Source organism: Pararhizobium antarcticum (genome assembly GCF_001885585.1).
Lineage (GTDB): Bacteria > Pseudomonadota > Alphaproteobacteria > Rhizobiales > Rhizobiaceae > Pararhizobium > Pararhizobium antarcticum.
The window spans coordinates 75,937-97,587 of record NZ_LSRP01000024.1; the positions used below are offsets into that span (position 1 = coordinate 75,937).

A 21,651-nucleotide genomic window follows, 5' to 3' on the forward strand; every position below is an offset into this window, starting at 1 on the left:
GCTTGCATCGAACCTTTGCGCGCCCAGGCCGTTACCCCTCTCACACGCCCATGGGAACCATCCATGGAAACCACCAAGGCAGAGGCTTCCGACGCATGTTTCCGATCGCACGTTTTCTGGCACTGGGCGCCGGCATCTTCGGCGGGCTGGTCCTGTCGCAGGCGCCGGAAATGACCCAGCAATATGCCCAGCGGATCGGCGGCGCGCTGGACGAGCTGCGCGTCATCGTCGAGACGTTCGACCAGCAGGCGGCGGAAAACAAGCTCGACCGGGACAAGGCGCTGACGCTCTACAGCGCCTCGGGCGAACCCTTCCTGCGATCGCAGGGTGCCTCCATGCAGCAGACGATCACCCGCTATGAGACCCTGGAAGCGCAGAGCGAGGCCCTGTCGACCGCCCTGCCCGTGCTGAAACCCTTCGTGCTGATCCGCGAGGCCGACAGTGCCATCCTTGGCAATGCCTGGCGCGACTTCATCCCCGCCGTGCCGATCAGCATTCCCGGGCTCGTCTGGGCGGCGATCGGCTTTATCTCCGGCTGGGCGCTGCTCCGCGTTCTGGCATTTCTATCGCGCGCAGCCTACCGGCTTGGCGCCGGACGGCGGTATCGCCTGCTGCATTGATTCAGGATGGATTGGCTGATGTCGCATTGACCCCGGGTCGCAGACGGCTCTGGCAACCCTTCGCCAAACCGTCATGGAAGCTTCAAGCCAGCATCACCCGCGCGTCATGATCGCCGCCTATCCCGTCGTTGTTTCTGCCGACGCAACAAAGGATACAACATGACACGCACCCTTCTGGCATCCGTCGCGCTTCTCGCGCTGACCACGCTTACCGCCCATGCCGCGGAAAAGGAATTTCCGGCGAAACTCGTCCAGCACGCCATCCTGCCGGCCAACACGATGATTGCCGCACCGGCGGACGCGGCCGCGCATCTCCAGACGTCGGGAAAATTCACGACGGCCGACCGCAAGCGCGCAGACGGCCTCGGCACCGTCAGGGGCAATGACGGCGTGCGCAAGACCGATCTCTCCGTGCCGTTCGACGGCCAGCCGATGCAGGGCTTTTCCGGCATCAAGGCGATGGAGGACGGCACGTTCTGGTCGCTCTCGGACAACGGCTTCGGCTCCAAGGCCAATTCCAGCGACGCGATGCTGATGCTGCACCATATCCGCCTCAACTGGGAGGCCGGCAAGGTCGAACCGGTCGAGACCGTGTTCCTCTCCGATCCCGACAGAAAGGCACCCTTCCCGATCGTCATGGAAGGTGCAGAAAAGCGCTATCTGACCGGCGCCGATTTCGACGTCGAATCGATCCAGCCGGTCAGCGACGGCTTCTGGGTTGGCGAGGAATTCGGTCCTTACCTCCTAAAATTCAGCCGCGACGGCAGGCTCACAGACGTGATCGCCACCAAGGTCGGCGAGACCGAGGTCAAATCGCCTGACAATCCGACCCTCGTCGTTCCGGCCAATCCGGCCGCGAAGATGCCGGTCTTCAATCTGAAGCGTTCGGGCGGCTATGAAGGGCTCGCCCTGTCGAAGGACGGCACGAAGCTTTATGGCATGCTGGAAGGCCCGCTCTTCAAGGACGACGGCAGCATCGAAAAGGCGGAGGATCTGACGGCGCTCCGCGTTATCGAGTTCGACATCGCCTCCAAGGCCTGGACCGGCCGCAGCTGGCTCTATCCGCTGTCGGCCGGCGGCGAGGCGATCGGCGACTTCAACATGCTGGACGAAACGACGGCGCTGGTGATCGAGCGTGACAACGGCGCCGGTACCGGCCCGATCTGCGCCGACCCAAAAGCGCCGACGCCGGATTGCTTTGCCGTTCAGGCCAAGCACAAGCGCATCTACAAGATCGAGATGAGCGAAGAGACCGTCGGCAAGGCAGTCCGCAAGATCGGCTTTATCGACCTGATGAAGATCGCCGATCCCGACAACCGCAAGCGCCAGGGCGGCGGCGACGGCTTCTACGACATGCCGTTCGTCACCATCGAGAATGTTGATCGCGTCGATGCCACCCATATCGTCGTCGGCAATGACAACAACCTGCCGTTTTCGGCCGCCCGCGCGCTCGACAAGACCGACGACAACGAGTTCGTGCTGCTGGACGTCGCCGACTTCCTCGCCGCGAAGTAACATCCGCCTTGCGCATCGGGCGTCCGGGTGAGCCGGGCGCCCGAGAGCGGTTTCGGTGCTGTTTCCAAATTTGTCAGAACTCCCAGGTCTTGGAAGCAGGCCTGACTTTACATCCGTCATTCCTGTGCTCGTCACAGGAATCCAGTCGCCCAAGTCTTTGGGTGAAAAAGTCTTTGGGCGAAAGAGTCTTTGACCCGACGGACGTCGGGTCGTTGGATCCCGGAACGGGTCCGGGATGACGAAGTGTGGAGATGCTTCTCCCGCAAAGTTTATGTTACAGAACACGAGACAACCGGCACGGCAGAAGCTTGATCGCCCCCGTTCAGCTCAGTGCTGCCTGCACCCGTGCGATGATCTCGGCAACCCGCGGATCGCCCTCATGCTCTGGCTTCCTCGCCCGCACGAGGCAGGCTTCCGATTTCAGGATGATGCCGTCGGACAGGATCTTCAGGTGGTTCGCCTTCAGCGTCGAGCCGGTCGAGGTGATGTCGACGATGATGTCGGCGGAGCCGGAGGCCGGCGCACCCTCGGTGGCTCCCAGGCTCTCGACGATCCGGTAGAGCTGGATGCCGTGCTGGGCGGAGAAGAACTGCTGCGTCAGACGCCAGTATTTGGTGGCGATCGCCAACCGGCGGCCGTGACGGGCGCGAAAATCGGCGGCGACATCGCCAAGATCGGCCATGGTGTCGACATCCAGCCAGATCTCCGGCACGGCGACGACGACATCGGCATGGCCAAAACCCAGCCGGGCGCAGAATTCGACGCGGGCATCGGCATCCGCCAGGCCTTCGCGCACGAGATCCTCACCGGTGACGCCGAAATCGACGCCGCCATTGCCGATCTCGCGGGAGATTTCAGACGCCGAGAGAAAGGCGATCTCGATATCGTCGACGCCTTCGACGCGGCCGCGATAGGAGCGCTCATTGCCGACGGCGGCGATCTTCATTCCGGCGCGCGCAAAGATGGCCGAGGCGTCGTCCTTCATCCGGCCCTTGGAGGGCAAAGCGATGGTGAGGGTCATCGGGCAGCCTTTCCCGTGGCGGACATGGCCTGTTCGATGCGGTCGAGCCAGAGCGCGAAGCCGACGGCCGGGATGTGGGTGGTCGCGCCGAGCAGCGTCATCAGCCGGTCGAAGCGACCGCCGCCGGCCAGCACGGCACTGGACCCGGCCAAGGTCACCTCGAAGACGAGGCCAGTGTAATAATCAAGCGGGCGGCCGAAGGCAGCACGGTAAGTGATTGGTGACAGATCGACGCCGGCATTGCCAAGGGCTGCGACCCGCGCATCAAACCGCGACAGGGCGCCATCAAGCGTCAGGCCGGATTTTTCGGCAAAGCGGAACAGAACGGCCGGCGCATCGGCGAGCGGCACGGAAAGCGACAGGAATTCGCGCAACAGATCGAGCGTGCGGCCATCCAGCGCGATGCGGGCAAGCGCCCGCTTTTCCTTCAGCCGGGCGGCGATTTCGCGCGGGCTGCGGCTGGCATTGGTCGAATAGCCGGTCGCTTCCATGGTTTCGTCGAGATGGGCAACCAGCGTCGCATCGTCGCCGGACGACAGCAGCGCCTCGATATCGGCTGAGAGGCCTGTCACCGGCTGCGGCGTCGCAAGGCGTGTCAGCAGCGTGTCGATCCGGGCGATATTGCCGAAGGCATGGATCAGCCGCTTCTGCCAGCCGACCGGCAGGCCGCAGGCGGCAACGACCGCCTCGAACACCGCCTGGTCGCCCAGCGTCACCGACAGCGCGGCATCCGGCAGGCGGTTTTTCAGGATGGCGACGGCATCGCTGATGGCGCGGGCATCGGCACCGGCGACATCGGTTTCGCCGAGATCCTCGATGCCGGCCTGATAGAACTCGTTGGCCCCCTCGCGCCGCTGGCGAAACACCTCACCGAGATAGGAATAGCGGCGCGGCGTGCCGGTCGCGGTCTCGATGTGGCGCAGGCAGACGGGAATGGTGAATTCCGGGCGCAGGCACAGGCTCTTGCCCGTCTCGCTCTCGGTCATGAAGATGCGCCGGCGCAGGTCCTCGCCCGCCATGTCGAGAAACGGCTCGGCTGGCTGAATGACAGGCGTATCGACACGCAGCGTGCCAAGCGTCTCGAAATCGGCCAGCATGTCGGCGGCGAAGGTCGGCAGGTTGATCAGCGGCATGGGGTCGTGCTTTCCGGGGAAGATCCGCAGGCCCTGATGTTCACGGCCTCTCCTCTTCTCCCCAGCGGGGAGAAGGTGCCCGAAGGGCGGATGAGGGGGGCCGCAGGCAAAATCCTGACGGCTCCGGCTTCGCCGAAGCCCCCCTCATCGCCTCGCATCCGCTCGGCACTTCTCCCCGCTGGGGAGAAGAGGGAGATCAACCGCCAATGCTGCGGCGTCGCTTCAGAAAACGGCACAAGGCTTGCGGTCCATCTTCCCGCTTGAGGGGGAGATGTCGGTATCTCCGACAGAGGGGGGCTTTGTGTCCGCACGCTCAGTCCTGTCCGTTCCGCGCCCGGTCATCCGCCTGCGCGGCCAATATCTCGCGGACTTTCTCGACCATGTCCTTTTCCGCAACGGCATATTGCGCCGAGCGGGCCTCGCGCCAGGCGGTGTTGTCGGTGATTTCGCCGGACAGGCGCTTGCCCTCGATCAGGTCCTTGATCTGCACTTCGTTTGCTGCCCGCTCGTCACCGCCCTGGATGATGGCGATCGGGGAATTGCGGCGGTCTGCATATTTCAGCTGGTCGCCGAAATTCTTCTTCTGGCCCTGGTACATTTCGGCACGGATGCCTGAATTGCGCAGCTCCTGCGTCAGCTTCTGGTAGCGGCCGAGGCTTTCCGTGTCGCGGTCCATGACGCAGACGACGACGGGAGCAATGACCTCGTCCTGGCCGAGCTTGCCGAGGTTCTTCAGCGCCGTCATCAGGCGCGAGACGCCGATGGAAAAGCCCGTGGCCGGCACCGGTTGACCCATGAAGCGAGAGACCAGACCGTCATACCGCCCACCACCGCCGACCGAACCGAAGACGACCTTCTCGCCTTTTTCATTGGTGACGTCGAAGGTCAATTCGGCTTCGTAGACGGGGCCAGTGTAGTATTCGAGGCCGCGAACGACGGAAACGTCTATTCTAATGCGATCCTCAGCATAGCCGCATGCAGAAAACATTTGGGCCATTGTCCAGAGCTCATCGTAGCCCTGAGAGAAATTTGCATTCAGGTTGGAATTGGTCTGAAGGTAAGAAAGGACTCGTTGATTGCTATAAACAAGTTGACCATTTTGAACGGACTCGTTGGGCGAAAACAGCAAATTATTTACAACGGTTCCCACCTTCTCATCGCTTAGTCCAGCGCCCTTAGTGAAGTCGCCGCTTTCGTCCTTTCGGCCCGGACCAAGAAGCAGCTTCACACCATCTATGCCAAACTTATCAAACTTATCCAGCGCTCTAAGCACAGCCAATCGCGCCAAGGCATTTTCGTCGCCTCCAAGGCCAATTGCTTCTAACAAACCATCAAGCACCTTGCGGTTATTCACCCGGATCACATAGTCCCCGCGCGCAATCCCGAGCGCCTCCATCGTGTCGGCCATCATCATGCACATTTCGGCATCGGCCTGGACGCCGGCGGCGCCCACCGTGTCGGCGTCGAACTGCATGAACTGGCGGAAGCGGCCGGGGCCGGGTTTTTCGTTGCGGAAGACGTAGCCAGCGCGATAGGTGCGGTAGGGCAGCTGGATGTCGTTGTAGTTCTCGGCGACATGGCGGGCGAGCGGCGCGGTCAGGTCATAACGCAGGCTCATCCACTGCTCGTCATCGTCCTGCAGCGAGAACACGCCTTCGTTCGGGCGGTCGGCGTCGGGCAGGAATTTTCCCAGCGCGTCGGTGTATTCGAACAAGGGTGTTTCGACGGGATCAAAACCGTAGCGCTCATAGACCTCGCGGATTTTCGCGGTCATTTCGTTGACGGCGCGAATATCGGCGGCGTTGCGATCGACAAAACCGCGCGGCAGGCGGGCTTTCAGCTTTTGCGGTTTTTTCTTCTTGTCGTTCATGGCGTGCGTCCGGATTCCAGGGTGCTGATCGGCCAGCGGGATTGGCCAGCGGCATAGGTGCCTGTCCCTAGCCGATCAGGGCTGGGGCGGCAAGTCTTGCGGCCAGTCTTGTGGCCAGTCTAGCGGCCATTCTGGCGGCCATTCCAGCGGTAAGGCTCCCCGCATGGGCAAGCTGCCTATTGCGGCCGTGACAGCTCATCCCAGCTGTGGCTGACGACGCCCGTGAGCATGGGCGCCTGCGCGACCGGAATGAGCAGCGAGCGGGTATCGCTGCGGATCAGGCCGCGGATTTCCGACTGGAAGGTGAAGGTCTTCTTCTGCACGAAACCGTCGGGGATGCTGGTCATCGACATGGCCGCGCCGCCGTAGAAATCGACGCTGGCGATTTCGCCGGCCTTGAGGCTGGCAACAACTGCGCGGTCTTCGATGTAGTCGTTGTAGAGGCCGGTCATGAAACGGCGGATGCTGTAACCGACGATCGCCCGCATCTGCGGCGTCTCGGCGTATTCGCCCGGGGATCCCGCCAGATAGCGGATGTTTTCCCCCTCCCAGAGATTGCGGCTGTCGCGCGCGGTCAGCACGGCGCGGATCAGTGCCTTTTCCGTATGGGCATCGGCGCGGCGGAGAAAATCGACGATGGCGCCGATGGCGCGCAGATCGGGTGTGCAGGCGCCCCGCTCCCAGCGCGAAATCGTCGGAACGGAAAAGCCGAGTTTCCAGCCGATATCGGCCTGGCTCAGGCCGACTTTCAAGCGGTAGGTCCGCAACTGCCTGATCAGTTCGCTCTGGGAAACGGCGAGAAGCGTCATACTGTACCTTTATCACAGCTTAAAGTTGATTTTCACCATAAAATGCCCTCATAAGTACAGCAAACGATCACCTGCAGACATTCCCGAAACGACGATTTTTCTTTAGAATCAAAGGGCATTCAAGCGGATTGCGCAAAAAACGCAATCACGATCCGCAGCAGATCATTCCTTTTTATGCGCCGGGTAAAGACCTTTTCGGTTCCGCCCCCGCGAATAGGGCGCGCCTGTGGATTGTCAGGGGTGACGGAATGAACAGCGAGGGCGGCGCAATTTCCATGCAGGACGCATATTGGAGAGCGGATTTCGGCATGCCGGGTTTCATGATGCCCGGTTTTGCGGCGATCCATGCCGAAGAGACGCGCGCCCATGAACACTGGACGCAGTCGCTCGTGCAGGAAAACCACAGTGTGGAAAGCTGGGTCTGCGACCTCTCGACCGGCCTGTTTTGCATCGGCGAGAAGGCACGGGCGCGCCATGGTCTTGCAGGGGAAGCGAGCGGCCTGCTCGACCTCGTGCGCAGCTACGCCAAGGAGGACCGGCAAACGATCCTCAGCATCCTGGAAGAGGCGACATCGACCTCTTCCTCCTTCTGCTACTGCACCACGATCATGCTCGGCGCCGGTCCGGCGAGCCGCATCTTCTGCGTCGGCTCCTCCGACGTCCGGGCCGCGAAAGGCCGCCTGCAGGGTGTCTTTGCCTTTCCGCAGCTGAACGGCTGATATAACCGTCGGCGCATCTTTCTTTCGCCGTGCTTTCAACCTAGGTTTTCCGGCATGCGAATGGCGAGCCTTGCCCTCTTGATCTTCTGCGCCGTGATCAGCGGCTGGACAGCCGCGCTTGCGCAGATCAGGGTGCACGATCTGCCGGGCGGCACCTCTTTCCAGCATCAGCAGCATCAGCAGCATCAGCGGACTGTGTCAGCCCACGACCACCATCCGGACGAAGCCCGCTGCAGCGGCGATCAGGCCGAGTGCCATCATGGGTCGAAAGGCATTCATCCGATGGCGTGCGCTGCGTGTTTTGCCATCGAGACGGCTGCCCTCGACATTGAGCCGCCGCGCATCGCTGGGACCGCGCCGGAGATCGTGCCGCAGCCCGCAATGATCGCGACCGATCTCAAACCCCGCTTCCCGCCGCCCAGACGGTTCTTTCATGCCTGACCGGCGCGGCACCCCGCACCGGTATCCGCAATCAGATTTGAGAGAAAAACAATGACATCGAAACGCACGATCATCACGCTCGCGCTGACACTGGCCGTGTCCCTGACCGGACCATTGGCCACGCAGGCACAGGAAACCATGGATCACGGCACCATGAATCATGGCACTATGGATCATGGCTCCATGAGCATGGACATGGGCAAGCCCAAGGGCGATGACGGACCGTCAAGCACCGCCTTTGCCGCCGCCAATGCGAAAATGCATGCCGGCATGGACCTTGAGTTTACCGGCAACACCGATGTCGATTTCGTTCGCGGCATGATCGCCCACCACCAGGGGGCCATCGACATGGCGAAGATCGAGCTCGAATACGGCAAGGACGAAACCCTGCGCAAACTGGCAGAAGACATCATCGCCGCACAGGAAGCGGAAATTGCCATGATGAAGGACTGGCTGGCCAAGAACGGCGGCTGATAGCAGGCTTGAAAAGGCCGTGCCGGCGGTCGACGCCGGCATGGCCGATGCGCCATTCCCCGGGGCGTTGACCAGGCTGCGCGTCAGTCGCATACTGATCGACATGAACGTGGGAGGACGTCATGAAGACTTTCAAGAATATCGCCGGGATCGTGGTCATTCTCATCGGCGTGGTGTGGATGCTGCAGGGTGCCAATATCATTGCCGGCATGGCCATGTCCGACAACGGGGAGTGGCTGGTTCTGGGCGCCTTTCTTCTCGTGTTCGGCATCGGGCTTCTCTACGAAAACAACCGACCGACCACACGGGTTCACTGAGCGCAGAAACCTCGTTTCCGGTACAACAGGTCCGGCAACCCCGCCGTCATGCGATGCGGCAGGCTTTTGACGTCCGGTTATGGCCGCACGAAGGCCGAGCGCAGGTTTTCAACTTTTTCGCGGCAGAAACAGCCCTCGATATGATCGTTGACCAGCCCCATGGCCTGCATGAAGGCATAGACGGTGGTGGGCCCGACAAAGGTCCAGCCGCGCCTCTTCAGATCCTTGGAGATGCGGATCGACACGGCCGTGGTCGGATTGGCCGCAATGACCTCCCGCGTCACCACTGCCGGCCGCTCTGAAGGCTGGGGCTCATAGGCCCAGAAATAGCGGGCAAGCGAACCGAACTCTGTCTTCATCGCCTGCGCCCGCCGCGCATTGTTGATTGTCGAGACGATCTTGCCGCGGTGGCGCACAATGCCGGCATCGGCAAGACAGCGGGCAATGTCATCCTCGCCGAACGTGGCCACGGCATCAAAATCGAAGCCGGCAAAGGCGGCGCGAAAGGCGTCCCGCTTGCGCAGGATGGTCAGCCAGGACAGGCCGGACTGGAAACCCTCGAGGCAGATCTTTTCAAACAGCCTGATGTCATCTGCCATCGGCAGGCCCCATTCCGCGTCATGATAGCGCCGGTAGTCGTCGAGATTGCCATGCCAGGCGCAACGGTCGCGCCCGTCCTCTCCGGTGATGATGCCATTCGCCGTCACGCCCCGTCTCCCGTTGCCATGTCTGTTGCGCGCTTTACCATTTGCCAACCATAGTCCTAAAGCCGGCGATAACCCTACCCAAAGCTTTATGGCCTCGGCGACTGTTTCATGAATGGCCGTTTACCATTCGGTGTCCGCGCGGTGCCACGATCATGTGCGAGGCGCCCGCTGTCGTGGCGCGAAAATTCCCGTCAAGTCTGCCTTCCTCCGCTTTTGCGGGGTGGGCAGCGCTTTGGCCAAGTCCCGTCGAAAGCGAGCGAGTGCGTCCGATGTTGCAGAAATCCATTCTCCTAGCCACCTCCATTCTTCTGGGCCTGACCGGCATTGCCGAAGCCCAGGACCGGTATCAGAACCGCCCGCCGGTGATCATCAGCCCGGACCTGACCGCCCCCTGGGTGCTGCAGCTCGGCGGCGCGGTCGAGCCGGTCGTCTACCGCCAGCAGATCCCGCGCGCCACCCGAAAACAGCTGGTCCGCCAGCGCATCCTGCGCCAGCGCTCGGGCGTCGCACTGGCGCAGCCGGTCGCTGCCGTTCGCGCCGAGCGTCCGGCCAGCAAGGCGCTTGACCCGCAGTTCCTGCCGCAGAGCGTTGCCTATGACACGGCGGAACGACCCGGCACGATCGTCATCGACACCAACAATCGTTTCCTCTACCTGGTGACCGGCAAGGGCCAGGCCCGCCGCTACGGCGTCGGCGTCGGCAAGCCGGGCTTCGAATGGGCCGGTGCCCACAAGGTCACCCGCAAAGCGGAATGGCCAACCTGGACGCCGCCGTCGGAAATGCGTGCCCGCGAGGCCGCCAAGGGGCACTTCCTGCCCGTCAGCATGACCGGCGGTCCGGAAAATCCGCTCGGCGCGCGCGCCCTTTACCTCGGCAGCACGCTCTACCGCATCCACGGCACCAATGCGCCCTGGACGATCGGCTATGCCGTTTCGTCCGGCTGCATCCGCATGCGCAACGAGGATGTCGTCGACCTCTACGAACGCGTCAAGGTCGGCACCAAGGTCATCGTCATCTGAAAATCGCCAGACACAGTGTTTTTCGGGCAACAGGTGTTTCCCGGGTGACAGACGCAGCGATCACATTTCGGCTATTGCGGGCGGCGTCGGGTTGCGCCGCCCGCAATATTGAATAGCCTTGCGCGCGACTGGGTTGAGAGGGAACAATACATGAGATTTGCATTGAAAAAGACGGCCGTGCTGCTGCTCGCCGCTGCCACGATCCTGCCTGCACCGGGGGCGTCCGCCTTCACGACCGGCGAACGGCCGGCGGTGCAGACCGGCAACAGCGATGTCGTCCAGGTCGCGCAGCAGAAGAAGCCGGCCAAGCAGTTCTGGCGCACCAAGGTGCGGCTGCAGACCAACGAGGCGCCGGGCACGATCATCGTCGATACCAACAACAAGTATCTCTACTATGTGCAGGGCAAGGACCGGGCCGTGCGCTACGGCATCGGCGTCGGGCGCGAAGGCTTCGGCTGGTCGGGCGTCGTCAAGATCGGTCGCAAGGCCGAATGGCCAAGCTGGACACCGCCGGCCGAAATGCGCGCCCGCGAGCGCCGCAAGGGACGCATCCTGCCGGTCGTGCAGGAAGGCGGCCCGGACAATCCGCTCGGCGCCCGCGCGCTCTATCTCTACAAGGGCGGCCGCGACACGATCTTCCGCATCCATGGCACCAACCAGCCCTGGACGATCGGCCAGAACATGTCGTCCGGCTGCATCCGCATGATGAACCAGGATGTCGAGCATCTCTACGATCAGGCTGGCGTCGGCACCAAGGTCATCGTGGTTGGGCCCGGCAACAGGCAGGGCGAAGTCAGCTTCGACGACCGCGGCGTCGATTTCCTGCGCACGCTGTTCGGCGGCTGAGACAGGCCTGATCCATCGTCAAGGCGCCCGCGTGATCGCAAGACTGCGCGGGCTTTTTCATGCAACAGGTCAGCCGACGAGGCAGGCGACCTTGCCGGTCTTCACAACTTGCGGATCGGCGGCGCCCGCAGGCGGTTCCACGCGGTAGAGCGTCAGCCGATAGTCTCCCGCATATGTACCTTCGTCACCGCCCTTGGCACTCGTCTCGATGACGAGATCAAGGGAGGCAAAGGCCCCCTTGTCCGTTTCCGCATAAATCCGCAGCTTCAGTGAATCGGCATAAAGCCAGTGATGGGGCAGATGGGTCGGGTCGAGCGTGACCTTGCGCAAGGTTTCCGGCGCGAAGCGGTCCCGCATCTCGATCGTGCCGCCGAAATTCAGCAGTCCATCGCCCATTCCGTGGCTGAAACCGCTTTCGACGTCGAGGCTGAGAACGGGGTCGTCAATCCGGCATGAGAAGCCTCCGGTGGCAAAGGCCGGACCACCGGAAAGCAGCGCAGAAACAAGGGCGATCATACCAAAAGCACGCATGCTGTTCTCCCGTGAAGTATCAGGAAAGGGCGCTGATGCCCTCGGGCTTCTCGCCGCCATAGGCCCAGTCGAGCAGTTCGACCGTGTGCAGGATCGGGATTGCCGTTCCGGTGGCGATCTGGGTGATGCAGCCGATATTGCCGGTGGCGATGATGTCGGCCTTCGTCGCCTCGATGTTCTTGACCTTGCGGGCCTTCAGCGTTGCCGAAATCTCCGGCTGCAGGATGTTGTAGGTGCCGGCCGAGCCACAGCAGAGATGGCCTTCCGCCGGGTCGCGCACCGTGAACCCGGCAGCCTTCAAAAGCAGTTTCGGGGCCATGGTGATCTTCTGGCCATGCTGCATCGAACAGGCCGAATGATAGGCAACGCTCACCCGCTTCGGTTCAAGCCGCGGCAGGTCGAGCGTCGCGAGATATTCGGTCACGTCCTTGGCCAGAGCCGAAACCCGGGCCGCCTTTTCGGCATAGAGCGGATCGAGCCGCAGCATGTGGCCGTAATCCTTGATCGTCGTGCCACAGCCGGAGGCGGTGATGACGATGGCGTCGAGGCCGCCGTCGTCGATGGCCCTTGTCCAGACATCGACATTGCGCCGGGCGGAAACCAGCGCCTGTTCCTCGCGGCCCATGTGATGCACCAGCGCGCCGCAGCAGCCCTCGCCTGCTGATACCTCGACCTCGATACCGAGGCGCGTCAGAAGCCGGATGGTCGCCTCGTTGATGCCGGGCTTCAGCACCGGCTGGGCGCAGCCGGTCAACAGCGCGACACGACCACGTTTTTCGGTCTTTGCCGGACGTTTTCCCGGACGGGTCGAGTCCGAGGCGGGTGCGGCGCTCGGTGGCGCAAGATCGAGCATCACGCCGAAGGTCTTGAGAAACGGAATGCGCTTCAGGGCGCCCGCCAACGGCTTGCCGAGACGCGCGGCGCGCATCGCCAGCCGGAAGCGCGACGGATAGGGCAGAACGGCAGCCAGCACGGCGCGCACGAGGCGATCCTTCAGCGGCCGCCGGTAGGTTTCCTCGATATGGATGCGGGCATGGTCGATCAGGTGCATGTAGTCGACGCCCGACGGACAGGTTGTCGTGCAGGCCAGGCAGGAGAGGCAGCGGTCGATATGGGTGACGACCTCCTCATCGGCGGCACGGCCGTTTTCCAGCATGTCCTTGATCAGGTAGATGCGGCCGCGCGGGCTGTCGAGTTCATTGCCAAGCGTTACATAGGTCGGGCAGGTGGCGGTGCAAAAGCCGCAATGCACGCATTTGCGCAGGATCGCCTCGGATTCGGCAACATGCGGATCGGCCAGCTGGGCGGCGGTGAAGGTGGTTTGCATCAGACTGCAGCCTCGGGGTTTGCGGGAGCGTGCCCCTGAAAGGAACAGCGGGAGTTAAAGCGCGGCATAGTCAATATCTCCGTCATCCCACCTGCCCCGACCTGAAAATTCCCTTGGGATCGAATTTTGCCTTGATGCGGGCGCTGAGCGCGGCCACCGCGTCCGGCTCCGGTTGCAGGATGGGCGTTGCCGCAAGCATAGCGGCCGGCGCGCGGATCAGCGTCGCATGGCCACCGCCGACGGCTTTCACGAAATGGCGCAGCAGGCCGGCCTCGGCATCCGCTTCCATGCGCAGCCAGACAAGGCCGCCCTGCCAGTCGTAGAAGGCATCGACACCGGTTTCGAGTCGCAGCGCGGCGACGAGCTGATGCCCGGCGGTCGGCGCTACCGAAACGCGCCAGAGGGGACGCTCTGTCTGGTCGGCATAGGGCCGGACATCGCGGATTTCGCCCCAAAGCCTGTCGGTCATGCCGGGGTCGAGCGTCGAAACCAGACCGAAGGCGGCCATGGCAGCCTGCAGTTTTTCCGACCGCACCGCAACAGAGGCCGACAATCCCTCGAGCCTGAGAACCGTCGCCGGTTGCGCCGGCAGGGCGCCGTCGATAAAATGACCGCGCACGGTTTCGGGCAGATGGGCAGCGCCTGAAACCTCGACGCTCATAGACAGGGCCGTCGCCATGGCGGCTGTGGCCTGCGCATCGTCGAGACCTGAGATCACGATGGTTGCTGATGTCTCGGGAACAGGGAGCAGCCGGAAGGTGACTTCGGTCAAGAATGCCAGGCTGCCGCGCGACCCGGCCAGCACCTTGGCCAGATCGAGACCGGTGACATTCTTCATGACCCGGCCGCCGGCCTTGACGATCTCGCCGCTGCCATTGACGAAGCGGACGCCGAGCAGGTTGTCGCGCGCGGCACCGGCAATGAAACGGCGCGGGCCGGATGCGTTGGTGGCAAAGACGCCACCGATCGTCGGCGTGCCGGTCGTGCCGAGGACAGGGCGCAGGTCGGATGGCTCGAAGGAGAGCATCTGACGCTTTTCGGAAAGAACGGCCAGGATGTCTGCAAGCGGTGTGCCGGATTTCGCCGTCATGGTCATTTCGGCCGGATTATAACTTACAATGCCGGAGAGCCGCGCGGAGGAAAGGACATCATGCTGCTCGTCGTTTGGCACCAAGCTGCGCGTTCCGCCGCCGCGAATGACAAGCGGTGCCGGGACGATTGATGCCGTGTGGATGATGCGGGCGGCCGCGTCCTCGGAGACGGGTTCATGCAGATCACTCATGCGGCAGGCCGTCCTTCCAGCGGAAAGACCTTGGAGGGGTTCATGATCCAGTGCGGGTCAAAGGCAGCGCGGACGGTCATCTGCTGGTCGAGATCGACCTGCGCAAACTGGTGCAGCATCAGGTCGCGCTTTTCGATGCCGACCCCGTGTTCGCCGGTCAGGCAGCCGCCGGCATCGACGCAGAGCTTGAGGATCTCGTTGCCGGCCTCCTCGGCGCGGGCGGCATCTTCGGGGTCGTTGATGTTGTAGAGGATCAGCGGGTGCATGTTGCCATCGCCCGCATGGAAGACATTGGCGACCCGAAGGCCATGGCGCGCGACGATTTCACCGGTCTTGCGGAGGACATAGGACAGCTGGCTGAGCGGCACCGTGCCATCCATGCAGATATAGTCGGCGATGCGGCCGGTGGCACCGAAGGCAGACTTGCGGCCCTTCCAGATCAAAGCGGCCTCGTTCGCCGACTGGGATTCGCGGATGGTCGAGACGCCGTGACGGCCGGCAATGGCGATGATGCTGGCCAGCATCGCATCCATCTCGGCTTCCGATCCCTCGACCTCGACGATCAGCAGCGCCTCGACGTCCATCGGATAACCGGCATGGGCGAAGGCCTCGCAGATCTCGATCGCCGGCTTGTCCATGAATTCGATGGCGACCGGGATGATGCCGGTGCCGATGATTTCGGCGACGCAACTGCCCGCCTCCTCCGACGACTGGAAACCGAACAGCACCGGTCGGGCGCCCTCCGGCTTGGCGATCAGCCGCACCGTCGCTTCGGTGACGATGCCGAGCTGGCCTTCGGAGCCGCAGACGAGGCCGAGAAGATCCAGGCCCGGCGCGTCGAGCGCCTTGCCGCCGAGATCGATGATCGTGCCGTCGAACAGCACCAGCTTGACGCCGAGCAGGTTGTTGGTCGTCACACCGTATTTCAGACAGTGGGCCCCGCCGGAATTCATGCCGATATTGCCGCCGATGGTGCAGGCCAGCTGCGAACTCGGATCGGGCGCATAGAAATAACCGTCGGCGGAGACGGCTTCGGAAATGTTGAGATTGGTGACGCCGGCCTGCACGGTGGCGGTCCGGTTGGCATAGTCGACATCGAGAATGCGCGACAGCTTCGACAGGCCGATGACGACAGCATCCGATTGCGGAATGGCGCCGCCGGAGAGCGAGGTGCCGGCGCCGCGCGGCACGACGGGAATGTCATAGCGACTGCAATATTTCAGAATGGCCGCGACCTGCGCCGTGGTTTCCGGCAACGCGACAGCCAAAGGCACATTGCGATAGGCGATGAAGGCATCGGTCTCGAACGGCACGAGGCCGCGCGGTTCGCTGACCAGACAGCCCTTCGGCAGAAGATCAGACAGATCGGCCACGATGATATCGCGGCGGTCGAGCACCGATTTTTTCGGCGGCAGAAATGCGATCTTGTCCGGCATGTTTTTCCTCCACCCGCCAGCTTAAACCGGAGGCCTAACTGGTATTTTTTCTTTACCACTTTCAACGGTGCGGAGCAAATGCTAAACAGTTTTTCCGTTTCAGCAAGAATGGCGACGATTGACGATGAGACCGGAATGACCAATCTCGGCGATCTCGAAGTGTTCGCGCGTGTTGTCGCGACCGGCAGCATGTCGGCCGCCGGTCGCGCGCTGGGTTTTTCGCCCGCGGTGATCTCCAAGCGGATCAAGCGGCTGGAGGATCGGCTGGGCACACGGTTGTTGCAACGCACGACGCGGCAGATCTCGCTGACGGATGCCGGCCAGGGATTTTACGACCGGGTGCTCGGCGTTCTCGCCGGCATCGAGGATGCCGAAGCCTTTGCCGCCGGGCGCTCGGGCGAGGTTCAGGGCACGCTCAGGATTTCGGCGCCGACCTCCTTTGGCCGCATGCACATTGCGCCGCACCTGACGCGTTTCATGGCGGCACATCCCGATCTCGTTTTGAACCTGACCCTGTCAGATGCCTTCACGGACATCGTTGCCGAAGGCTTCGATCTTGCCATCCGCATCGGCGAACTCAGCGATTCCAGTCTCGTTGCGCGCAGGCTTGCGCCGGTGCGCCGGGTGTTGTGCGCGTCGGTGGACTATACGCGCCGCCACGGCATGCCGCAGACGCTTGCCGATCTCGAACAGCACATCTGCCTGCCGGCGCACAATCATGAAAGCTGGAAGCTCGAAGGGCCCGATGGGGCGGTCAGCTATCGGCCGGAGGGTCCGCTGATTACCAACTCCTCCGAGGTCATCCGCGAGGCGGTGCTGTCAGGCGCCGGCATTGCGCTGCGCTCGACCTGGGACATCGGCCCGGACTTGCGCTCCGGCACGTTGCTGCAGGTGCTGCCGGAATGGGAGGGATCGCGCAACCTCAGCGTCTCCGCGGTCTATCCGAGCCGGCAATTCCTGCCGGCCAAGGTGCGGCTGTTCATCGACTATCTGGCGGGCCTCTATGGGCCCGTGCCGCCCTGGGAGCAATAGGCCGTCAGGCGACCTGGTTCCAGAAGCCGAACCGGCGGCCGTGCTTCAGGCGCAGGCTTTCGACATAGGCACCATGGGTCATCTGGCCGGGCTCCACCTCGACATGGCCGGCGAGATCGGACAGCCGCGACAGATACTGGGCGGCATCTGCATAGGCGTCGGACAGACCGGCGCGCAGAACATGGTCCAGCATGGCCCGGTAGAGAACCGTTGCTGCGGCCGGATGGTCAGCTTCGAGTGCGGCTGCCGCCGGCGCCAGCATGTCGGAGAACCGGCCGTCCCAGATATCGGCGCGGCGGGTGACATAAAGCGCGGCAAGATCGGGCCGCGGCCAGGCCAGATAGAAGGCGAGCGATGCATTGACATCGGCGTGGCGCTCGATCAGGGCAAAGGCCCGGTCCAGCGCCTCGAACTCCTCGAAATCGCCGGCCTTGGCAATATAGTCCCGCAGGATCGTCGCATCGAGACGCTCCTCGAAGGCCGCCCAGCGCACCGCCTGCGAGGCGGTCCTGTCCTTCATGCCATCCAGGATCGCCGCCTCCAGCCGCATGACATCCGGTTGCATCGGCAGGCGCCCGGTAAAGATATCGGCACGGCGCATGAACCCGATACGCGCCTTTCGCGGCTGGCGGACCCAGGCAAGCGCCTCGGCAAAGCGACCAGCCGTAAACAGGCGCTGCGCCAGGATATGCGGTTCGCGTAAGCCCTCGGGCAAGGCTTCCTCGATGCGGACGTGACCATCGATATCGCCGCGCGCATCGGCGATGGCGCGGCGGACGGGGACGATGGCCGGCAGATAGGCGCTTGCGGCCGGTATCTTCATCTTCAAGGCCAGCATCTCGTCCCAGCTTTTCAGCACATCGGCCGGCAGGCTGGCGGCAATGCCCGTGGCGAGCAGCGTATGGAAGCCGTAATAATCGGTGCCGCCGATACCCGGCATCAGAAGATGCGGAACGCGGGCGGCCTCGTCAGGCTTCAGCGCCCTGGCAAGCTCGGCGGCGGCGTCGCAGGCCTGGCCGTAGATGCTGGCAATCCGGCCGCTGGCATCATTGGCGCGATCAGCCATCGCCTCGTATCCGAAGACGAAGCGGATCAGGCGCGACAGCGCCATGCCGGCATCGACCGGCCCGAATTCCTTGACAATGGTGGCGAGCAGGCTTTCGAGGTCCTTGCTGAACAGCCTTTCTCTCTGGCCCTTGATGCGGGTGCGCGCTTTCTCCAACGCGTCGAGACGGCTGTCGACGAGCTTGGCCACGGCATCGCCGCCGCTGATCCCGGCCAAGGCTGCGCTCAACCGCTTCTTGAAGGAAACATTGAGCGCCGCTTCGTCCAGTGCGATGTCGATCAGCCTGTCGAGACCGAGAACCGTCAGACCGGCCGTATCGAGTTTGGGTTTTTTTGCCGCTTTTGCCATGGTCCTAAAACAGCGCAAATCCGCAGGGAAAACAAGAAGCCTGTCTGAAAAATCAATGCGTTTCCCGGTCTTCATCCTCATGGCGGCGGCGGATGGAGCGAACGAAAAGCCAGATCACCAGCACCGCGACCGGCACGAAGAAGCCGGTGAGCACGCTCGACTTGATCGGCAGCCCCTCGCTCTCCACCGCCTTTGCGAGATAGCCGAACAGGCCGACGACGTAATAGGAAATCGCCGCGACCGAAAGACCCTCCACCGTCTGCTGCAACCGAAGCTGCAGCTTGGCACGCCGGTCCATCGAATTCAGAAGCACGCTGTTCTGGCGTTCCAGTTCGACATCGACCCAGCTGCGCAGAAGCGAGGTGGCGCGGGCCAGCTTGCGCGACAGGTTGGCCTGCCGCTCCTCGATCGACTGGCAGGTCCGCATGGCGGGCGCCAGCCGTCGTTCCAGAAACGTACCCATGGATTCAAAACCGGGCATGCCGGTCTCGGCCAGCGTGCGGATGCGCTCCTGGACGATGCCGTAATAGGCACGGCTGGCACCGAAGCGATAGAGGCTCAGCGCCGCGCCGGCCTCGAGTTCGGCCGCCAGTCGGGTGATTTCGGCCAGCATCTGGTCGGCCTCGTTGCGCACATCGCCGCGCATGCGCTGCGTGACCGCCGTCAGCCCGTCCTCGATCCGGCGAATATCCGGCGACAGCGACTGGGCCAGCGGCAGCCCGATCATGGCGAGCGTGCGATAGGTCTCGATGTCGAGAAGGCGTTGCACCAGCGCGCCGGTACCGGCCTCCGTCATGCCGCGATCCAGCACCAGGATCTGCGTCAGGCCATCGCCATTCTGGCGGAAGTCGGTGAGGATCGTCGCCTGGCCGTTCTTGATCTCGCTGTGACAGAGACTGGTCGGATCAAAAAGCGCGATGGCCGCACGCGTCTCGGGCGTATCCGGGCGGATTTCCAGACGGATGCCCGACATCAGCGTGCCGGGTGGCGAGAAGCCGTCGCCGAACGGATGGATCGCCACCTCGCCGCCGAACTTTTCGGGCGCGACGGCATCCCAGAAATAGGTGGAGAATTCCGTGTGCCGTTCCCAGCGCAGCGTGCCCTGCCCCCAGGGCATGGCGTGATGATTGGCCTCGCGGCCGGGTGCGGCGATACCCCGGGCCCGGGACAGTTCGGACAGGACTGCGTGATCGACGATCGTACCGCCATCGGTCATAAAGGCGAGCTGGAAGATGACCCGCGGCGATGTCACCAGCGCGTAGGGTCGGGCATGGATTTCGCCCAGCGCCTGCGCGCGCAAAGGCGCGGCCGGAAATGCAAAACTGCCTTTAGCCATGAAGCGGTCGGTCCCCTCTCACGCGTCAATGTCTATTCACTTATCAACAGCGCGTGACAAAAGGAAAGGACGCTTTGACGCATCACCGGATAAATTCAACCAGCATCCGGAGAGGACTGGATAATATAATTGACCACTTTTGGCGCGGTCTTTAGATTGAACCGCCAGGAGAGACAGCCGTGACCGACGACCCGATCGACCTTTACGCCCGCATTCGCCACAGCAGGACGTCCGACGAAGTCATCAACCAGATCGAGCTTCTGGTGTTGGAAGGCATCCTGCGCGACGGCGACCGGCTGCCGGGCGAGCGCGATCTTTCCAAGCGTTTCGACGTCTCGCGGCCGATCCTGCGGGAGGCGCTGAAAGAGCTGGAAAACCGCGGCCTTCTGGTCAGCCAGCATGGCGGCGGAACGTTTGTCGCCGACGTCATCGGCCAGATCTTCTCAAACCCCTTGATCGAGCTGATCGGCCGGCATCCGCGGGCAACGCAGGACTATCTCGAATACCGGCGCGAACTCGAAGGACTGACAGCCGAGCTGGCCGCCCGCCGCGCAACGCCGTTTGACCGGGATATCCTGACCGGGATCATGGAGCAGATGCGCGCCGCGCACGGCAACGGCTCTCCCGAAACGGAACTGGCGGCCGATATCGACCTGCACAATGCCATCGGCGAGAGCGCCCACAATGTCATCCTGCTGCACACGCTGCGGGCCTGTTACCGGCTTTTGAGCAACGGCATCTTCTTCCATCGCTCCATCCTGCTTGCAGCCCCCGGCGCCAGCGACCAGCTTCTGGCCCAGCACGAGGCGATCTACGCAGCGGTCATGGCCGCCGATCCGCTCAAGGCCAGGGCCGCGGCGCAGGCGCATATCGACTATATCATCGCCGCCACACGCGAAGCGGAGCGGTCCGGTGCATGGACCCGGATTTCACAACTGCGGATACAGCAACGCGATCAGCAGGCTGGCCCGCAGGCAGCGCGACCGTTGCCCGACGCCTCGGATGGAGCCAAGCCGTCCTGACGGGCCAGAGGCATCACATCGGGCGCAAATGCGATCCGCAATGGCGCATTTGACACACTGCTGCCACCCGATGCGCCTAAATTGAGTCTGTGCGATTCCGTCGCTCTTCACCGGCGTCTGCGAAGCACTATATCTGCATCATTAAATCTGCGTGTTTTCGCGCCTGCCAAAGCGGGTATATTCAAGTGATACTGCAGATACGTGATTCTCTTTGAAAGGATGCCAAGACGTTGAAGATTCTGGATCGTATTGCCAATGATGTGCGCCTGATGTTCCGCCGGCCCGTGCGGGTTCAGTGTGCCGCCTTGTGCTACCGGTTCAAGAAGAAAAGCGCGCAGCCGGAAATGCTCGTCATTACCAGCCGCGATACCGGGCGCTGGGTCATACCCAAGGGATGGCCGATGGAAGGCAAGAAACTGCATCAGGTCGCCGCCCGCGAAGCCTATGAGGAAGCGGGCGTCAAGGGCGATGCCGGCGAAGACTCCGTCGGCTTCTACACCTATGAAAAAGGCATGGATCACGGCCTGAAAATTCCGTGCCGCGTGCAGGTCTACCCGGTTGTCGTTTTCGACATGGCCAAACGTTTTCCCGAAAAGGGCACCCGCACGCTGGATTGGGTGAGCTTCGAAGAAGGTGCTGCCCGCGTTGACGAACCGCTGCTCAAGGAACTCATCCTTGCCTTCGAACAACGGCTGTTCTCCACCATGAATACGCCGGATGGCGCGCAGAAAACAGCCTGACGCCCATCGCCACGACAGGGCCGCGCGAGCTTGACCGGCT

The 21,651-nt window shown here is 62.9% G+C and carries 22 protein-coding genes; 11 read left to right on the forward strand and 11 right to left on the reverse strand.

Annotation, left to right across the window (positions count from 1 at the left end; translation table 11 throughout):
• Nucleotides 1-95 precede the first annotated feature (95 nt).
• Both AX760_RS03240 and AX760_RS03245 read left to right on the forward strand, forming a co-directional pair.
• On the forward strand, nt 96-620 hold the full coding sequence (locus AX760_RS03240) for a DUF2937 family protein (RefSeq protein ID WP_071831391.1): 525 nt from the start codon (nt 96-98) through the stop codon (nt 618-620).
• Nucleotides 621-779: 159 nt separating this feature from the next.
• The gene (locus AX760_RS03245; protein ID WP_071831392.1) at nt 780-2,135 is read left to right on the forward strand and encodes an esterase-like activity of phytase family protein; all 1,356 of its coding nucleotides are present in this window, start codon (nt 780-782) and stop codon (nt 2,133-2,135) included.
• Between the two features lie 322 nt (nt 2,136-2,457).
• Here AX760_RS03245 and hisG read toward each other — a convergent pair whose 3' ends face one another.
• The 4 genes from hisG to AX760_RS03265 form a co-directional block, all read right to left on the reverse strand.
• Complete coding sequence (hisG, locus tag AX760_RS03250) at nt 2,458-3,156, reverse strand: ATP phosphoribosyltransferase (RefSeq protein WP_071831393.1); 699 nt, start codon at nt 3,154-3,156, stop codon at nt 2,458-2,460.
• Nucleotides 3,153-4,289, reverse strand: coding sequence for an ATP phosphoribosyltransferase regulatory subunit (locus AX760_RS03255; RefSeq protein WP_071831394.1), 1,137 nt, complete (start codon nt 4,287-4,289; stop codon nt 3,153-3,155). Before AX760_RS03255 ends, hisG begins: the two co-directional genes overlap by 4 nt.
• A 313-nt stretch (nt 4,290-4,602) precedes the next feature.
• The gene (gene hisS, locus AX760_RS03260) at nt 4,603-6,159 is read right to left on the reverse strand and encodes a histidine--tRNA ligase (RefSeq protein ID WP_071831395.1); all 1,557 of its coding nucleotides are present in this window, start codon (nt 6,157-6,159) and stop codon (nt 4,603-4,605) included.
• Between the two features lie 176 nt (nt 6,160-6,335).
• Nucleotides 6,336-6,968: a helix-turn-helix domain-containing protein gene (locus AX760_RS03265; RefSeq protein WP_071831396.1), complete on the reverse strand. Its 633-nt coding sequence runs from the start codon at nt 6,966-6,968 to the stop codon at nt 6,336-6,338.
• A gap of 275 nt (nt 6,969-7,243) precedes the next feature.
• Between AX760_RS03265 and AX760_RS03270 the strand changes: the two genes are divergently transcribed.
• The 4 genes from AX760_RS03270 (at nt 7,244) to AX760_RS03285 (ending at nt 8,919) form a co-directional block, all read left to right on the forward strand.
• Complete coding sequence (locus tag AX760_RS03270) at nt 7,244-7,687, forward strand: hypothetical protein (protein ID WP_175552005.1); 444 nt, start codon at nt 7,244-7,246, stop codon at nt 7,685-7,687.
• A gap of 60 nt (nt 7,688-7,747) precedes the next feature.
• Nucleotides 7,748-8,128, forward strand: coding sequence for a hypothetical protein (locus tag AX760_RS03275; protein ID WP_071831397.1), 381 nt, complete (start codon nt 7,748-7,750; stop codon nt 8,126-8,128).
• 51 nt (nt 8,129-8,179) lie between these two features.
• On the forward strand, nt 8,180-8,602 hold the full coding sequence (gene copM, locus AX760_RS03280) for a CopM family metallochaperone (protein ID WP_071831398.1): 423 nt from the start codon (nt 8,180-8,182) through the stop codon (nt 8,600-8,602).
• A 122-nt stretch (nt 8,603-8,724) separates the two neighbouring features.
• Nucleotides 8,725-8,919 (forward strand): hypothetical protein, encoded by a 195-nt coding sequence (locus AX760_RS03285; protein WP_071831399.1) that lies wholly within the window; start codon nt 8,725-8,727, stop codon nt 8,917-8,919.
• A 77-nt stretch (nt 8,920-8,996) separates the two neighbouring features.
• Here the strand turns inward: AX760_RS03285 and AX760_RS03290 are convergent, their stop codons facing one another.
• Nucleotides 8,997-9,626 (reverse strand): DNA-3-methyladenine glycosylase I, encoded by a 630-nt coding sequence (locus tag AX760_RS03290; protein WP_071831400.1) that lies wholly within the window; start codon nt 9,624-9,626, stop codon nt 8,997-8,999.
• A gap of 269 nt (nt 9,627-9,895) precedes the next feature.
• On the opposite strand from AX760_RS03290, the gene AX760_RS03295 reads away from it, so the two are divergent.
• Both AX760_RS03295 and AX760_RS03300 read left to right on the forward strand, forming a co-directional pair.
• On the forward strand, nt 9,896-10,645 hold the full coding sequence (locus AX760_RS03295) for a L,D-transpeptidase (protein WP_071831401.1): 750 nt from the start codon (nt 9,896-9,898) through the stop codon (nt 10,643-10,645).
• Between the two features lie 150 nt (nt 10,646-10,795).
• Nucleotides 10,796-11,491: a L,D-transpeptidase gene (locus AX760_RS03300; RefSeq protein WP_071831402.1), complete on the forward strand. Its 696-nt coding sequence runs from the start codon at nt 10,796-10,798 to the stop codon at nt 11,489-11,491.
• Nucleotides 11,492-11,560: 69 nt separating this feature from the next.
• On the opposite strand, the gene AX760_RS03305 is transcribed toward AX760_RS03300, so the two are convergent.
• The 4 genes from AX760_RS03305 to AX760_RS03320 all read right to left on the reverse strand — a co-directional run bounded on the left by AX760_RS03305 (nt 11,561) and on the right by AX760_RS03320 (nt 16,067).
• Entirely contained in the window at nt 11,561-12,022 is a 462-nt protein-coding gene (locus tag AX760_RS03305; RefSeq protein WP_071831403.1) for a hypothetical protein, read from the reverse strand.
• 19 nt (nt 12,023-12,041) lie between these two features.
• Complete coding sequence (glcF, locus tag AX760_RS03310; RefSeq protein ID WP_071831405.1) at nt 12,042-13,349, reverse strand: glycolate oxidase subunit GlcF; 1,308 nt, start codon at nt 13,347-13,349, stop codon at nt 12,042-12,044.
• A gap of 82 nt (nt 13,350-13,431) precedes the next feature.
• Nucleotides 13,432-14,631 (reverse strand): FAD-binding protein, encoded by a 1,200-nt coding sequence (locus AX760_RS03315; protein ID WP_071831407.1) that lies wholly within the window; start codon nt 14,629-14,631, stop codon nt 13,432-13,434.
• Entirely contained in the window at nt 14,628-16,067 is a 1,440-nt protein-coding gene (locus AX760_RS03320; RefSeq protein WP_071831410.1) for an FAD-linked oxidase C-terminal domain-containing protein, read from the reverse strand. Before AX760_RS03320 ends, AX760_RS03315 begins: the two co-directional genes overlap by 4 nt.
• Nucleotides 16,068-16,202: 135 nt before the next feature.
• Here AX760_RS03320 and AX760_RS03325 point away from each other — a divergent pair, with 135 nt between their 5' ends.
• Nucleotides 16,203-17,099: a LysR family transcriptional regulator gene (locus tag AX760_RS03325; RefSeq protein WP_071831493.1), complete on the forward strand. Its 897-nt coding sequence runs from the start codon at nt 16,203-16,205 to the stop codon at nt 17,097-17,099.
• A 4-nt stretch (nt 17,100-17,103) separates the two neighbouring features.
• Here the strand turns inward: AX760_RS03325 and AX760_RS03330 are convergent, their stop codons facing one another.
• Complete coding sequence (locus tag AX760_RS03330) at nt 17,104-18,513, reverse strand: DUF6880 family protein (RefSeq protein ID WP_071831412.1); 1,410 nt, start codon at nt 18,511-18,513, stop codon at nt 17,104-17,106.
• Between the two features lie 52 nt (nt 18,514-18,565).
• Nucleotides 18,566-19,849: a DUF3422 family protein gene (locus tag AX760_RS03335; protein WP_071831415.1), complete on the reverse strand. Its 1,284-nt coding sequence runs from the start codon at nt 19,847-19,849 to the stop codon at nt 18,566-18,568.
• A gap of 179 nt (nt 19,850-20,028) precedes the next feature.
• Between AX760_RS03335 and AX760_RS03340 the strand changes: the two genes are divergently transcribed.
• Nucleotides 20,029-20,871, forward strand: a complete 843-nt coding sequence (locus tag AX760_RS03340; protein WP_083531049.1) for a FadR/GntR family transcriptional regulator — start codon at nt 20,029-20,031, stop codon at nt 20,869-20,871.
• 230 nt (nt 20,872-21,101) lie between these two features.
• Nucleotides 21,102-21,611, forward strand: a complete 510-nt coding sequence (locus AX760_RS03345; protein WP_087149148.1) for an NUDIX hydrolase — start codon at nt 21,102-21,104, stop codon at nt 21,609-21,611.
• Nucleotides 21,612-21,651 lie beyond the last annotated feature (40 nt).